This is a genomic window from Novosphingobium mangrovisedimenti (assembly GCF_025153475.1).
Taxonomy (GTDB): domain Bacteria; phylum Pseudomonadota; class Alphaproteobacteria; order Sphingomonadales; family Sphingomonadaceae; genus Novosphingobium; species Novosphingobium mangrovi_A.
In genome coordinates this window covers 64,585-79,257 of the sequence record NZ_JANZXA010000015.1, presented here as the reverse complement: position 1 = coordinate 79,257, position 14,673 = coordinate 64,585, and the positions used below count along the sequence as shown (strand labels likewise).

The 14,673-nt window shown below is 65.8% G+C and carries 11 protein-coding genes; 7 read left to right on the top strand and 4 right to left on the bottom strand.

Annotation, left to right across the window (positions count from 1 at the left end):
- Window positions 1–13: 13 nt before the first annotated feature.
- Window positions 14–1,633: an alkaline phosphatase D family protein gene (locus NZK81_RS18505; RefSeq protein ID WP_260047573.1), complete on the top strand. Its 1,620-nt coding sequence runs from the start codon at window positions 14–16 to the stop codon at window positions 1,631–1,633.
- A 48-nt stretch (window positions 1,634–1,681) separates the two neighbouring features.
- Here the strand turns inward: NZK81_RS18505 and NZK81_RS18500 are convergent, their stop codons facing one another.
- The 3 genes from NZK81_RS18500 to NZK81_RS18490 all read right to left on the bottom strand — a co-directional run bounded on the left by NZK81_RS18500 (window position 1,682) and on the right by NZK81_RS18490 (window position 5,367).
- A complete protein-coding gene (locus NZK81_RS18500; protein ID WP_260047572.1) occupies window positions 1,682–2,620 on the bottom strand; it encodes a FecR family protein in 939 nt (312 codons plus the stop codon).
- Window positions 2,620–2,979: a hypothetical protein gene (locus NZK81_RS18495; RefSeq protein WP_260047571.1), complete on the bottom strand. Its 360-nt coding sequence runs from the start codon at window positions 2,977–2,979 to the stop codon at window positions 2,620–2,622. Before NZK81_RS18495 ends, NZK81_RS18500 begins: the two co-directional genes overlap by 1 nt.
- Window positions 2,980–3,123: 144 nt before the next feature.
- Window positions 3,124–5,367, bottom strand: coding sequence for a CHASE2 domain-containing protein (locus NZK81_RS18490; protein WP_260047570.1), 2,244 nt, complete (start codon window positions 5,365–5,367; stop codon window positions 3,124–3,126).
- A 311-nt stretch (window positions 5,368–5,678) separates the two neighbouring features.
- Between NZK81_RS18490 and gdhA the strand changes: the two genes are divergently transcribed.
- Window positions 5,679–7,034, top strand: a complete 1,356-nt coding sequence (gene gdhA / locus NZK81_RS18485) for an NADP-specific glutamate dehydrogenase (RefSeq protein ID WP_260047569.1) — start codon at window positions 5,679–5,681, stop codon at window positions 7,032–7,034.
- A gap of 6 nt (window positions 7,035–7,040) precedes the next feature.
- The gene (locus NZK81_RS18480) at window positions 7,041–7,601 is read left to right on the top strand and encodes a Pycsar system effector family protein (RefSeq protein ID WP_260047568.1); all 561 of its coding nucleotides are present in this window, start codon (window positions 7,041–7,043) and stop codon (window positions 7,599–7,601) included.
- Between the two features lie 6 nt (window positions 7,602–7,607).
- Here NZK81_RS18480 and NZK81_RS18475 read toward each other — a convergent pair whose 3' ends face one another.
- Window positions 7,608–8,534 carry a tetratricopeptide repeat protein gene (locus NZK81_RS18475; RefSeq protein WP_260047567.1) on the bottom strand — a complete coding sequence of 309 codons (927 nt, stop codon included), beginning with the start codon at window positions 8,532–8,534 and terminating at the stop codon, window positions 7,608–7,610.
- A gap of 134 nt (window positions 8,535–8,668) precedes the next feature.
- Between NZK81_RS18475 and NZK81_RS18470 the strand changes: the two genes are divergently transcribed.
- From NZK81_RS18470 to NZK81_RS18455, 4 genes are read left to right on the top strand one after another with little or no spacing between them, the layout of a single operon-like run.
- The gene (locus NZK81_RS18470) at window positions 8,669–11,101 is read left to right on the top strand and encodes a cyclic nucleotide-binding domain-containing protein (RefSeq protein ID WP_260047566.1); all 2,433 of its coding nucleotides are present in this window, start codon (window positions 8,669–8,671) and stop codon (window positions 11,099–11,101) included.
- Window positions 11,101–11,967, top strand: a complete 867-nt coding sequence (locus tag NZK81_RS18465; RefSeq protein ID WP_260047565.1) for a hypothetical protein — start codon at window positions 11,101–11,103, stop codon at window positions 11,965–11,967. Before NZK81_RS18470 ends, NZK81_RS18465 begins: the two co-directional genes overlap by 1 nt.
- Window positions 11,968–11,973: 6 nt before the next feature.
- Entirely contained in the window at window positions 11,974–13,710 is a 1,737-nt protein-coding gene (locus NZK81_RS18460) for a cytochrome c3 family protein (protein ID WP_260047564.1), read from the top strand.
- Between the two features lie 35 nt (window positions 13,711–13,745).
- Window positions 13,746–14,600, top strand: a complete 855-nt coding sequence (locus NZK81_RS18455) for a metallophosphoesterase (RefSeq protein WP_260047563.1) — start codon at window positions 13,746–13,748, stop codon at window positions 14,598–14,600.
- Window positions 14,601–14,673 lie beyond the last annotated feature (73 nt).

The window sequence follows — 14,673 nt, the reverse complement described above, 5'->3', positions numbered from 1 at the left end:
CACGGAGGACACCATGCCCATCGCCATCGACCGCCGCCTGCTGATCAAGGCAGGCGCATTCGGCCTTGCCGCGCTTTCCACGCCGGGCGTTGCCCAGATCCTGACCGCGCGCGGCTTCACGCACGGCGTCGCCAGCGGCGAGCCGTCGGCCCGGTCGGTGCTGCTGTGGACGCGCTACGTCGGTTCGGGCGAAACGAAGCTGCACTGCGAAGTCGCGCTGGATGAGGGTTTCAGTCGGATCGCGGGCGGCGGGGACGTCGTCGCCTCGCCCGGGCACGATAATTGCGCGAAGCTGGTCGTGACGGGTCTCGATCCGGACAAGTGGTACTTCTACCGCTTCGTCGCGCCGGACGGCACGATGAGCGAAACGGGCCGCACGCGCACACTGCCCGTGGGCGATGTCTCGCGCTTCGGCATCGGGCTGTTCTCCTGTTCGAACATGCCGTTCGGCTGGTTCAATGCCTATGCCCACGCCGCCGCGCGTGGCGATCTGGACCTGATGGTCCACGTCGGCGACTATTTCTACGAATACGGGCCGGGCCACTATCCGGTGACGGACGCTCCCGAGCGTTCGGTCCGGCCGACCCACGAAACGGTCACTCTCGCCGACTACCGCCTGCGCTTCGCCTGCTACCGCCTCGATCCGGACCTGCGCCGCCTGCACCAGCAGTTCCCGATGATCGCCCAGTGGGACGATCACGAATTCGCCAACGACGACTGGCAGAACGGCGCGGAAAACCACGATCCCGCGACGGAAGGGCCCTGGCCTTCGCGCAAGGCGGCCGCGATGCGTGCCTATCGCGAATGGATGCCCGTGTCGGATGCGCTCTACAACAGCTTCCAGATCGGTTCGCTGGCCACGATCTTCCGCCCGGAAACCCGCGTTACGGGGCGCAGCCAGCAGCTCGATTTCAGCACGGTGATGACCGGGCAGGCCGATGTCGCCAAGGCACTGGCCGCCTTCCGCGACGGCCCGTGGATGTCGCCCGAGCGCACGCTGATGGGCGCGAAGCAGGAAGCCTGGCTGTACAAGGGGCTGACCGATTCCGCGAAGGCCGGAACCCGCTGGCAGATCCTCGCGCAGGAAATCGTCATGGGCACCCTGCATGCGCCGGCCGCCTTCGCCGACCTCACGCCTGTGGGAGCCCCTGCCAAGACCCGCCAGCAGATGCTTGGCATCTCCGCTGCGGCACGCGCCGGCCTTCCCTACAACATGGATTCCTGGGACGGTTATCCCGCCGCGCGCGAACGGCTGCTGCGCGCCGCGCGCGAGGCGGATTGCAACCTGATCGTCCTTTCCGGCGATAGCCACAATGCCTGGGGCAACGAACTGAGCCTGGGCGGCGAGCCCGTGGGCGTCGAATACGCCGGGCATTCGGTCACCTCGTCAGGCTTCGAAAGCTTCCTGCCGAGCATCGCGCCCGACAATCTGGCAACGATGCTGCGCCAGACCAACCCCGGCCTCATCTTCACCGACACCAGCCGCCGTGGCTACGTGTCGCTGGAACTTACCCCCGACGCGGTGAAGGGCACCTGGCACTTCATGAGCACGATCGCCGCGCGCACGACGATCGGAACGGAAAGCCAGGGCCTTGGCGTCAAATGGGGCGAACGCCGCTTCTCCCGAAGCTGACGTCCGCTCCATCCGGATTTCCTTGCTCCGGCCGGAAGCGATCGGCGGTCAGGCGCCGTTGCTTCCGTTCCGGCTGTTGCCCGACGTGGCCGCGATTATACCCGCGGCCCCCAAGCTGGCGCCCAGCGAACCGACGATCCAGCTGTTCGTGCGGAATTTGGGCACCGAAGACGACGCCCGGGTTCCACCGGGCCCGCCGGTCGCCACGGAACCGCCCGTTCCGCCCTGCAGCGCGGCAATCGCCGTCCCGAACGAGGAAGGCGCGGTGCGCAGCACGACATCGAACGTGGAATAGCCCGGAACATTGAGCTGGAACGGCCCGATCGGCGCCGCGCCGGCATAAGGGACGAAGACGGCCTGCCCGGGCTTGTCCAGCGTCACCACCTTCCCGCCGGCGGCGACATCGATCATCCCGGGGTGCTCGCCCATCTGGGCATTCGGCCCCGGACCGCGCAGGACCACCATCGTCGCGGTCTGGGGATCGGTCTTTGCCGGAAGGGCAAGGCCCTGACGGCCCGCCGCGATCATCGCATCCTCGCCCACGGCGCCCTCGAAGATCGTCCCGCGGATCCCGATCGTAGCGGCCGGCGTGCTGACGGCGTTGCTGCCCTCCTTCTTCGCCTTGCCGGACATGAAACGGAACGTTCCCTTGGCCACGGACGCCCCGACCGAACTGGCCTTGCGCCTGGGATCATAGACGAACCGGTTGACGGTAAAGCGCGCGTTGGGACCGACCGTGAGGTTCGACTTGTCTAGGAGAGTGACCTGCAACGCGCTGGAGCTGCCCGTTCGCACCTGATTGCCCAGCGAAACCTTCGCCTTGACTACCGCCGGCCGGTATTCCGATTTCTCGTCGCGCCTGACCTTCACGTCGTTGCGCACGGCGGAATTCACGCCGACGACTTCCTGCCCGTCCACGGGCGCGGTTCCCAGCACGGCCACCATCGCCGCCACACCCATCGCCAGTCTGGCCTTGCCATGCAGCATCACTGTTCTCCCGCCATCTCGGCATCATCCGGCACGTCCGCCACGCCGCCGCAAGCCGCCTTTGCCCGATCGAGCGCGTCGCTGCCCGGCGCCTTGCCCGCCAGCTTGGCCCCTTCGAACTGTCCGCCGGCCACATCGTCCAGCCGGCACAGCAGGACGGCATATTCCGCTCGCGGTTCGACGGCTTCCTTGTCGATCAGCAGGTAGCGTTCGAGCACGGCCGCCGCGCCGCTCAGGTCGCCCTGCGACGTCTTTGCCCGCGCCAGCGCCAGTGCCCCGGCCTCGGTCGCGGACTCGTCCGCTTCCATTTCGATTTCGCTGACGAGCTGCGCATTCACGGCCGGGTCCGAACCGCTCACCTCTACTGCGTCCGTCGCATGCGCAGGACTAATTCCCGACACCGTCGCAAGGACAACAGCACCCGACCAGAGTGCTCGACGCCCAATATCCCTTACAATTACTCCCCGCATCGCCCCAGCCTCCTGCAGAATACTAAAACTATCTCATTTATTCTCAGCCCTGTAAACGCCATCCCAGTCTTCGCCCGGATCATTCTGGCGATACAGGACAATTCGCTCCCGATAGAGATCGTAAAGCTTGCCCAGCCCCCAGTCTCCGGCACGCTCGGCCAAGCCGGCGCGCATGGCTTCCGCACCGGCCCAGTCGCGCGCACGATAGGCGGCCAGCATCGCCGCGTGCTCCGCGGCAAAGGCCCGGAACGTGGCATCCGCGCCGAGTGCCTCGTCGCCCAGCAGCACGAAAACCGCCTCGGGCGTCTCGCGCCCGACGACGCGAACGAGATCGAGCTCCACCATCGCGAAACCCTGCAGCGTCCTGGCGAGCGAACTGCCAATGGCGATCTGCACACCGTAATACTTGGTCAGCCCCTCGATACGCGAGGCAAGGTTCACCGTATCGCCGATGAGCGAGTAGGACAGCCGCCGTTCCGACCCCATGTTGCCGACGCAGCACGGCCCCGCGTTGAGGCCGATGCCGATCTTCACCTCGCCCGGCCAGACAACATCGTCGCGCTGCGGCATCTCCGCATTGAGCTGCACAAGCTTGTCGACCATGGCCAGCGCGCTGCGCGCGGCATTGGCCTCATGCTCGGGATCGTCGAGCGGCGCGTTCCAGAAGGCGAGGATGGCATCGCCGATGTACTTGTCGATCGTCGCCTTCCTCTCGATCATCAGATCGGTCATCGGCGTCAGGAACGTGATCAGGAAACGGATGATCTCGTCCGGAGAAAGCCCCTCCGAAATGCTCGAGAAACTGCGCACGTCACAGAACAGGACGGTCATGTCCCGCTCCTCGCCGCCGAGATTGAGCTGGGTCGGATCGGCGGCGATGCGCTTCACCAGTTCGGGCGCAAGATAGCGGTCGAAGGCCCGGTGAATGTAGGAACGCTGCTGTTCCTCGCGATAGAAGATCAGGATCGTCACCACGAGATAGCTGAGCACCATCGCGATGACCGGCCATGTCGGATCGAGCAGATAGCCCCACGTGGTGAAGGCGTACCAGCTGCCGGCGGCCATCCCCGCGATGGCGACAAGCCCCAGCGCGGCCCCCCGGGCGGCACCGAGGCGCGGCAGCAGCACGACGAGCCCCAGCGAGCAGATCAGCAGCAGCGTGCGCTCCAGGCCGACTGCCCAGTCCGGCCGGCGCAGGAACTTGCCGAGGATCATCTGCTCGGTGGCCTCCGCATGGATCATGACGCCCATCTCCGACTCCTTGAGCGGAGTCGACCGCAAGTCGCGCAGACCGATGGCGCTGGTGCCGACGAACACGATCCGCCCGCCGAACGCCTGCTCCATCGCATCGGCATCGAGCGCGCCGGAAAGCACTTTCCACGCCGGGACCACCCGCTCCGGTACGTCGCGCGTATAGTGCATCCACAACTGGCCATCGGCAGTGGTCGGCACTTCGATGTCGCCGACCTTGAGCGAGACCACGTCCCCCGGCGCGCTGCCCTCGCGGCTGCCGTCGGTCGTGTTGATGATCACCGAGTCCGTCTGGAATGCCAGCCGGATCGCTTCGACCGAGAGCGTGGGGAGCATCATGTCGCCCTGACGCTGGATCAGCGGGGCCTTGCGGATGATCGAATCCTGATCGGGCACGATGCTGAGCGACGCCGCGCCGGGCGCCGCGTTCATCAGTACCGGCACGGGCGTTATCGCGCTATCGAAATCCGGGACCGAAGCGGGCGGCGTGCCCAGCACGACCATGCCGGCCTTGGGCTCGACTTTCGTTCCGGTCTCGCGCGATGTCAGGAAAAAACCCATGACGGTCGGATAATAGGCAGCGACCTTCGCGAACTGCTCGTCATTGTCGGGCAGGCCGTCGAGGACGCGGGCCGCTGCGGGATCAGTCGCCTCGAAACGCCGCGCCAGTTCGCGGGGCGACGTCCGGTCCTTTTCCGAGAAGACGATGTCATAGGCGATGGCCGCCGCGCCCGCCTCTCCCAGAGCCATCGTCAGGCGCGCCAGATCGGTGCGGGGCCAGGGCCACTGGCCGTAGCGGCGGATCGTCTCGTCGTCGATGTCGACGACGCGCACCGGCGCATCCTCGTAAGGCCGTGGCGATATGCGCTGGTAGCTGTCGAACACGGTGAGACCGACCCGTTCGACCACCGGCGTCACGACGGGAACGGGGAAGGTCTGGAGAAAAGCCGTCGCAAAGATGACGGCAGCGCCCGGCAGCACGGTAAGCAGCGATTTGCGCCACCATTGCGTCCACTCGCGCCGCATGGCCACCTTTCCTGCTGCCCCACCGATAGTCGCACATGCCCCCGCGACATGCTGTGCCAAGCACATCTGCTGCTTAAAAGAAAGTGCCCACAAAAGCGGAACAGGTTCAAAGCTCGTTTTTCACCACAACTGCGTGGCAACAATCCCCTGTTCAGACAAGGCTGGCTCTCGTGGGAACAAGCGCAGAAAACAACATCATCATTTCTAGCACTCGTTAACGAATAGCACTGTACGCAACAGACCTGTGCTCCTACGCTCGCAACGAGCGGACGGAGCAAGACAGTCCGCATACAAAGAGAGGGGAAGTGGCCATGGCAATCGACGATCACGTTGACTTCAACGGTTTCATGGAGGGGGTGAAGCGGCGCAATCCGTATCAGCCCGAATATGTGCAGGCGGTTCAGGAAGTCGCCGAGGACATCTTCGACTTCATCGCCGACAAGGAAGCCTACCACGAACAGCAGATCCTGCGCCGCATTGCCGAGCCCGACCGCGTCGTCTCGTTCCGCGTATGCTGGGAGGACGACAACGGCTGCATCCGCGTCCAGCGCGGCTGGCGGGTGCAGAACAACAATGCCATCGGCCCCTACAAGGGCGGCATCCGCTTTCACCCCTCGGTGAACGAGAGCGTGCTCAAGTTCCTCGCCTTCGAGCAGACCTTCAAGAACGCCCTCACCGGCCTGCCGATGGGCGGCGGCAAGGGCGGGTCGAACTTCAACCCCAAGGGCAAGAGCGAACGCGAGATCATGCGCTTCTGCCAGTCGTTCATGACCGAACTCTATCGCCACATCGGCGCCGACGTCGACGTGCCGGCGGGCGACATCGGCGTGGGCGGGCGCGAGATCGGCTTCATGTTCGGCCAGTACAAGCGCATCACCGGCCATTTCACAGGTGTCCTCACCGGCAAGGGTCTGGAATACGGCGGCTCGCTGATCCGGCCCGAGGCGACCGGCTATGGCGCGGTCTATTTCATGACGAACATGCTGGCCGTGCGCGGGCAGAACCTGGAAGGCAAGGTCGCCGTGATCTCGGGCTCGGGCAATGTCGCGACGCATGCGGCCGAAAAGGTGGTGCAGCTGGGCGGCAAGCCGGTGACGCTCTCCGACTCTGGCGGCTTCATCCATGACCCCGACGGGCTGACCCTGGAAAAGATCCACTGGGTCAAGAACCACAAGACGCACCGTCGCGGCCGCATTTCCGAATATGTCGATGCCTTTCCCGGCGCGACCTTCCACGAGGGCCAGACCCCCTGGAACGTGCCTTGCGACGTCGCCCTGCCCTGCGCCACGCAGAACGAACTGCTGGGCGAGGATGCCAAGGCGCTTGTCGCCAACGGCTGCATCGCCGTTTCGGAAGGGGCGAACATGCCCTCCAACCTCGATGCCGTGCATGTCTTCAAGGCCGCCAAGATGATGTTCGCCCCCGGCAAGGCGGCGAACGCCGGCGGCGTTGCCGTTTCAGGCCTGGAAATGAGCCAGAACTCGGCACGCCGTTCCTGGACCGAGGAAGAACTGCAGCAGATGCTCAAGGACATCATGGCCGGCATCCACGAGCGGTGCCTGACGCATGGTGAACGCGGCGGCGGCTATGTGGACTACGTGAAGGGCGCCAATATCGCCGGCTTCAAGAAGGTGGCCGATGCCATGCTGGCCTTCGGCGTGGTATGAGGACGCATGACTGACGCACCAACGCCGCCGGGTTCCAGCCCGGCGGCGCAGAAACACTACCCGACACAGGCCGTGCAACTGGTGCGCACGACCACGCAGACGCATCTCGTCCTGAGCCAGATGGCGGACCAGAAGGCGAGCATCCTGATGGGCGCGACCTTCGTGGTCTTCACGATCGTGATGGGGCAGGCGGGCATGGGCAACCTGCCCTTGCCGCTGCTGGTGCTGGCCGTCTTCTCGTTCCTGTCGGCGGTTTGTGCGGTGATGGTGGTCATGCCCTCCACCCGCACCCCGCCGCTGGACATCGACAGGTCCAATGTCCTCTTCTTCGGCGTGTTCACGCAGATGCCCGAAGAGGAATTCACCGAGCTGATCGTAGAGCGCCTCGCCACCGACGAAGGCATGTTCCGCACGATGCTGCGCGACGTCTACCAGAACGGGCAAGTGCTCCAGAAGAAGAAGTACCGCTACCTCGGCTATGCCTACCGGCTGTTTCTGGCCGGCCTGACGCTGTCGCTGCTCACTTACGTCGTGGCCGGCGGCATCAATCTCGCCCCGCTGCTCTGATCCGGCTCACTGCACGCCGAGCATCCGTGCCTGATTGCGCAGGTACTCGGCCTTGCCCGGATTGGCCGCGACCGCGTCGGCAAGCGCGCCGGCAGCCTTGGCGGGCTCGTTCAGCGCCATGCGGCTGCGCATCAGCATGACCCAGCCTTCGGCGTTCGCCGGATCCGCCTTCAGCTTGTCCTCCAGCCGCGCGACCATGCCTTCAGCCATCTGGCGCTGCTGGCTGGGCGGCAGGCGCGACGCGTTGGCCAGATCCTGCGACGATGGCCCGGGAATGCCCTGCGTCGCCAGCGCGGGAGCAGGCGCGGCGGGCGGCGCCTTCGCGCCGGCCTTGGCCAGCCGGTCCGCCACGTCGATCGTGTTGATCTTGCCGACCTGTTCGATCGTGCGCACCAGATCGACGCGCCAGGGTGCATTCGCTGGGGTATCGGCCAGCAGGGCCAGCCAATCGGTGATCGCCCCTTCATGATCGCCGAAAAGGTCCCGCTTCACGGCAAGGAAATAGCGCGCACGCGGGTCGGTCAGGTCCAGTTCCACGGCTTTCCGGAAAGCGCTCACGGCATCGGCCGGCATGGGGTCGTGCTCGCTCGCCATGACCCGCGCCTCTCCCAGCGCCGACCACGTACCCGGTTTCGTCGGATCTATCCCGGTTGCCTTGGCATAGGCATCGGCGGCCTCGGCATAGCGACTCGCGTCGTAATAGGCCGCCCCCAGCCTGCGCCAGGTCGCGGCATCGCCCGGCTCTGCCCTGGCTGCCTTTTCGAGCGCCTCCAGCGACAAGGGCGCATCGTTCACCGAAGCCGTCTCGTTCGTCCCACCAGTAGAGCCCGACTTGTGCGTTAACGCCGCGGTAATCGCCAAGACGGCGATGGCCGCTGCGATCACCAGAATTATTCGGCTGGGCCGAAAAATGCGCGCAGACTGTTGTGCCATGCCTCAATCCCGTCCAATACTGTATGCGACGGCAGCTTTGCGAAGCGGCCGTTAATGATTGGATCAATTGCGCAAGTTAAGGACGCAATGCAATCATTGGGGCATTTTTTAGGGGGGAAGCGTTGGAAGAACGGGTGCGCATAGCCATCGTCGGTTCGGGACCGGCCGGCCTGAGCGCTGCCGGCCGCGCGGCAGAGCTGGGCATGTCGCACGTCCTCCTCGAAAAGACAGACCACCTCTCCGACACGATCTTCAAGTACCAGAAGGGCAAGCACGTCATGGCGACGCCCTCCTCGCTGGTGCTGCGCTCGGACCTCGATTTCGACGCGGGCAAGCGCGAGGCAATTCTCAACATCTGGGATGAGCAGACCGCCAAGCTGAAACTCAACGTCCGCTACAAGGCCGAGGTCGTGAAGATCGAAGGCGAAAAGGGTGCTTTCGTCGTCACGCTCAAGGATGGCGACACAATCCTTGCCGACGCCGTGATCCTAGCCATCGGCACCCAGGGCAACCCCAACCGCCTGCGCTGCGATGGCGCGGACCTGCCGCATATCCAGTACCAGCTCGACGATCCCACCGAATATATCGACGAACACATCACCGTGATCGGATCGGGCGACGCGGGGATCGAGAACGCACTGGGCCTCGCCGCTGATCCGGCGCAGGGCAACGTGGTCACCATCCTCAACCGCGGCACCGAATTCGCCCGCGCCAAGGAAGCCAACGTCAAGCTGCTGCTGGAGGCACAGGCGGCCGGGCGCATCTCCGTGCGCACCGAAACGACGCCGGCCGAAGTGCTCGAGAAGCAACTGGTGCTCGATACCCGCGACGGGCGCGAGACGATCGCGTGCGATCGCATCATCGCGCGCACCGGCTCGGCCCCGCCACGCAAGTTCGTGGAAAGCTGCGGGATCGAGTTCACCAGCCCGGAGCGCGAGGCTTTCCCGGTGCTGTCCCCGGTGTTCGAGACCACCCGTCTTGGCATCCACGTGATCGGTGCGCTGGCGGGCTATCCGCTGATCAAGCACTGCATGAACCAGGGATACGACGTCGTCGAATTCCTGAACGGCAACACCGACCTCAAACCGGCCGACGAGCCGATCCTGGCGGAGAAGTTCGCCGCCCTGCCCGGCACGCGCAGCGTGGAGGAATGGCTCGACCTGATCGGCACGAAGATCGACATCTTCAAGGACATCTCCGCGCTGCAGCTGCGCGAACTGATGCTCGATTCCAACGTCGAGGCCTTCCGCAAGGGCGAGGCGGTGTTCGAACGCAACGAGCCCGGCTCCTCGCTTTTCGCCATCGCGCAGGGATCGGTGCTGGTCGAGGTCAGCAAGGACGATCCCTCGATCACCGTGCCGATCGAGGAAGGCTCGATCTTCGGCGAGGTCGGCCTGATCTCGGGCCGTCGGCGCGGCGCGACGATCCGCGCGGCCGAGGACCTCATCGTCGTCGAGCTCTCGCGCGCCGCCGCGCTCAAGCTCATCGCCACCGCGCCCGCGGCAGCCAAGGTCGTCAACCGCATCGCCATCGAGCGCCAGCTCCTGCAGATCTTCGGATCGGGCCTCACCCGCGACGACGTGGCCGAACTGGTGGAAGGCGCCGAAGTCCAGGAGAAGCGCGCGGGCGAGTTCGTCCTCAAGGAAGGCGACGAAGGCAACGACATCTACATCATCCGCCGCGGGTCGATGATCGTCGAGCGCGAGATCGCCGGAAAGCCGGTGTTCCTCAGCTACCTGCCCGCCGGGTCCTACGTCGGCGAGATGGCGGTTCTCGACGGCGCGCCGCGCAATGCCTCGGTGCGCGCGGCGATCCGTTCCGAAGTGATCCGCCTTCCCGGAGATGCCTTCGTCCGCCTGCTGGAACGCAAGCCGGACCTGCTGAAAAAGGCGCGCGCCGATGTCGAGCGCCGCCGCGAGGTCAACGACTTCATCGAAAGCCGCAAGGAGAACTTCTCCGGCGTCGTCGACATGTATTCGCAGACCGCGCAGTTCCTGGTCGACAACGGCATCGGCGAAGCCACCGACGTGCTGCTGATCGACGAGACGCTGTGCGTGGGCTGCGACAACTGCGAAAAGGCCTGCGCCGACAGCCACGACGGCCTCTCGCGCCTCGACCGCGAGGCGGGAACGACATATGCCCATCTGCACGTGCCGACATCGTGCCGCCACTGCGAGCACCCGCACTGCATGGCCGACTGTCCGCCCAACGCCATCCAGCGCGGCGTCGACGGCGAAGTCTTCATCGACGAGACCTGCATCGGCTGCGGCAATTGCCAGCGCAACTGCCCTTACGGCGTGATCCGCATGGACAGCGTGCCGCCGCCCAAGCCCTCGATCCTGTCCTGGCTGTTCTTCGGCAAGGGCCCCGGCCCGGGCGAGCCCACCAAGCAGTGGCGCAAGAAGCACGCCGAGGGCGCCGAACAGCCCAAGAAGGCGATCAAGTGCGACATGTGCGCAGGCATCAACGGGGGGCCATCCTGCGTGCGGGCCTGCCCCACCGGCGCGGCCATTCGCGTGTCGCCCGAGGCCTTCCTCTCGGTCGCCAAGTTGACGGAGGGCGAGTGATGGCCAGCGTTTCCGACACCGGCCCCGTCGCGGGCCGCGAATACCGCAGCGATCACGAAGGCTTCCTGCGCCATCGCCGCTTCCGCTGGATGAAGATCGCGACGGGCCTGTGCGTCGTCGCCATCGCCGCCTATTTCCTCACCGACCCGCAGCCACGCCCCGGCGGCGGAACCTGGATCGGCTATACGCTGGGCACCATCGGCGCGCTGCTGATCGTCTGGCTCTCGCTGCTCGGCATCCGCAAACGGGCAATTACCGAGGGACGCTGGTCGCTCAAGGCCTGGACCTCGGCGCATGTCTATCTCGGCCTCTCGCTGATCGTCGTCGCGACACTGCACACCGGCTTCCAGTTCGGCTGGAACGTCCACACGCTGGCCTATGCGCTGATGATGCTGGTGATCCTTTCGGGCCTGTTCGGCATCTGGGCCTATGCCAGCCTGCCCGCGGCGCTCAGCTCCAACCGCGAACAGATGACGCAGGGGCAGATGGTCGACGGGATCCGCGCGCTCGACCGCCAGCTTCACGAGGCGGCCCAGCCGCTCGGCCGCGCGCAATCCGATCTCGTGATCGCGGCGCTCGAAGAGGACCCGTTCGGTTACGGCCTCTGGCGGCGCCTTTCCGGCCACTATCCCCATTGCGCAACCCAGGCGGCGATCGAGGGGCTTGCCCGCGCGAACGAGGGCGATGCCGCCGTCGAACGGGTCGAGAAGCTGCTGGTACGGCGCAAGGCCCAGCTTGAGCGACTGCGAAGGCACATGCGCCTGAAGGCGCTGCTAGAAGTCTGGCTCTACGTTCACGTGCCGGCGACCATGGCACTGCTCGCCGCGCTCACCGCGCATATCATCAGCGTCTTTTATTACTGGTAGCGGTTGATGGCGTTCAGGATCAGACAAATCGAGTTGACGGCGACCGGGCGCGAAATCGTGCGCGATCGCGACGTCACGGGCGACACTCTCACGCTCGGCCGGGCTGCGGAAAACGACATCGCCCTGCCCGACCTGGCAATCGAGCCCAGTCACGCGACGCTGTCGCTCAGGGACGGCGGACGCGTCGCGGTCAAGGCGACCGGCTCGCTCGGGTTCGTGGTCGACGGCAGCGACGCGCGCGACGCCCAGATCGACAGCAGCGCGGGCGCCGAACTCGGCTTCGGCACGTACCGCCTCACCGTGTCGCGCGACACCGACGGCACCGTCCTGCTGACCATCCGCCAGGCGGAAACGGCCGCCACCCGCTCGGGCGACCTTGAGGAAAAGCGCGGCTTCTCGCTCTCCAGCGTGCTGCCCGGCAAGCGCATCATGTCCTGGTCGCTGGCCGTGGTGATCCTGCTCGCCTTCCTCGCCGTCCCGATCATCAGCCACCAGACGCGGGACCCGGCCTCCAAGCGCGGCGTCATCGGCGATGCCAGCTGGAATCCGGGCACGCTGAGCCTTGCCCACCACCAGCTCACCGACAATTGCGAGGCCTGCCACGTCAAGGCATTCGTCTCCGTCCGCGACGAAACCTGCCGCTCGTGCCACAAGGACGTGCACGACCACGCAGATCCCGCCCGGATCGCGGCCGCGCGCGGCAACCTGCCGCTGGGCCAGCGCCTGCTGTGGTCGGTCGCCCACACCTTCGGCAAGCCGGGGCCGGGTGCCTGTCAGGACTGCCACGTCGAGCATCAGGGCCCCGTCCGCCTCGATGCGCCGAAGCAGGCCTTCTGCGCGGACTGCCATACGCTGCTCAAGGAAAACCTGCCCGACACCAAGCTGGGCAACGCGGGCGATTTCGCCAAACTGCACCCGCAGTTCACCGCCACGGTCTTCACCGATCCGACTTCCGGCAAGACCGCCGACGTCCTGTTGGGCGGCAAGGCCAGCGAGGACAACGGCCTGACCTTCCCCCACAAGGTCCACCTCGACCCTCTGGGCGGCGTCGCACGCATGGCGGCCAACATCGGCGCCGAGCGCGGCTATGGCGCCAAGGGTCTCCAGTGCCAGAACTGCCACCACAAGACCGAGGACGGCGTGCGCTTCAAGCCCGTCACGATGGAACGCGACTGCGAGGGCTGCCACAGCCTTGCCTATGACAAGGTGGGCGGCATCTTCCGCCAGCTGCGCCATGGCAACGTGGACCAGCTCATCGCCGACCTGTCCGCGGCGGACTACAAGGGCGTGCCCCTCAGCCCGCGCCGCCGCCCCGGCGAATACGGCAAGGGCGGCCTCTACAGCTTCGGCTATTCGGCACCGGGCTGGAAAGGCCTGCAACTGAGCACCGCGCTGTCGAAGAAGGGCATCTGCGGCGAGTGCCACACCCCGGTCACGACCGGCGGCAAGCCCGGCGTCGTGCCGGTGCGCCAGCCGCTGCGCTACATGCACCACGGCTGGTTCAACCACGCCGCGCACAAGCAGGAGAAATGTTCGAGCTGCCACAAGGCGGATACGTCGACCAGGGCCTCGGACCTGCTGCTTCCGGGCATCAAGACCTGCCGCACATGTCACGCCGGCGAAGAAGCACCGAAATCGAAGGTGTCATCTAGCTGCGCGATGTGCCATGGTTATCACTCCACGGCGCAGGCAGCGCTGGAGGACAAAACCGAGCTGAAGAAATCAGCCGGACCTGCGAGTTGAAGCAAGGCGTAGAGGGCGCTTAGGGAGACCGAAACTTGCTCATCGCGCAAGTCACAGACATCCATATCGGCTTCGATCCGGGTAATGCCGACGAGTACAACATGCAGCGCTTCAAGGCGGTGCTCCGACGAATGGAAAGCGGGCCCAACCGTCCCGACCTGCTGCTGCTGACCGGCGACCTGACGGAGAACGGAGACCCGGCGAGCTACGAACGGCTGGCACAGGCCCTGGCGGATTGCAGCTTTCCGGTCTGGCCGCTTGCCGGCAACCACGACCTGCGCGAACCGCTGCTTGCCGCCTTTCCGGCAGTCTCCAGCGACGACGGGTTCGTGCATTACGCCATCGACCTGCCCGGCCTGCGGATACTGGCGATCGATACGCTGGAAGTCGGCCGGCACGGCGGCGGCTTCTGCGAGGCCCGCGCTGCGTGGCTCTCGCGAGAGCTGGCCGCGCATCCGGAGGTGCCCACGGTCATCGCCATGCACCATCCACCGTTCGAATCGGGCATCGCCTGGCTCGACTGCGATGCCCGCGAACCGTGGATCGCGCGCTTTGCCGAGGCGATTGCCGGGCACAGGCAGGTCAGGTCGATCATGGCCGGGCACTTGCACCGCACGATCCATACCGCCTGGGAAGGCACCGCGCTGACGGTCTGCGCATCGACCGCGCCATTGGTCGCGCTCGATCTCAATCCCGTCGACCCTGACCAGCCCGACGGGCGGGACATGATCACCGACGAACTTCCCGTCTATGCCCTCCACCGCTGGGACGGCACCCGTCTCGTCACCCATGTCGAAAGCGTGGGCGGGCACGGGGTCCTGGCCCGATACGACGAGAACCTGCAAGCCGTAGTCCGGATGATCGAGGCCGAGCACCCCAGAAACGCGTGATCGGCTACCCCTGATTGAATTTCCCCTTCGTCATTGCGAGCCGCCGCAGACGGCGTGGCAATCCAGGGGCGGT

Coding starts and splice junctions, on each gene's coding strand:
- NZK81_RS18460 (WP_260047564.1), top strand. CDS start 11,974: ATGGCGTTCAGGATCAGACAAATCGAGTTGACGGCGACCGGGCGCGAA.
- NZK81_RS18480 (WP_260047568.1), top strand. CDS start 7,041: ATGACTGACGCACCAACGCCGCCGGGTTCCAGCCCGGCGGCGCAGAAA.
- NZK81_RS18475 (WP_260047567.1), bottom strand. CDS start 8,534: ATGGCACAACAGTCTGCGCGCATTTTTCGGCCCAGCCGAATAATTCTG.
- NZK81_RS18505 (WP_260047573.1), top strand. CDS start 14: ATGCCCATCGCCATCGACCGCCGCCTGCTGATCAAGGCAGGCGCATTC.
- gdhA (WP_260047569.1), top strand. CDS start 5,679: ATGGCAATCGACGATCACGTTGACTTCAACGGTTTCATGGAGGGGGTG.
- NZK81_RS18465 (WP_260047565.1), top strand. CDS start 11,101: ATGGCCAGCGTTTCCGACACCGGCCCCGTCGCGGGCCGCGAATACCGC.
- NZK81_RS18490 (WP_260047570.1), bottom strand. CDS start 5,367: ATGCGGCGCGAGTGGACGCAATGGTGGCGCAAATCGCTGCTTACCGTG.
- NZK81_RS18500 (WP_260047572.1), bottom strand. CDS start 2,620: ATGCTGCATGGCAAGGCCAGACTGGCGATGGGTGTGGCGGCGATGGTG.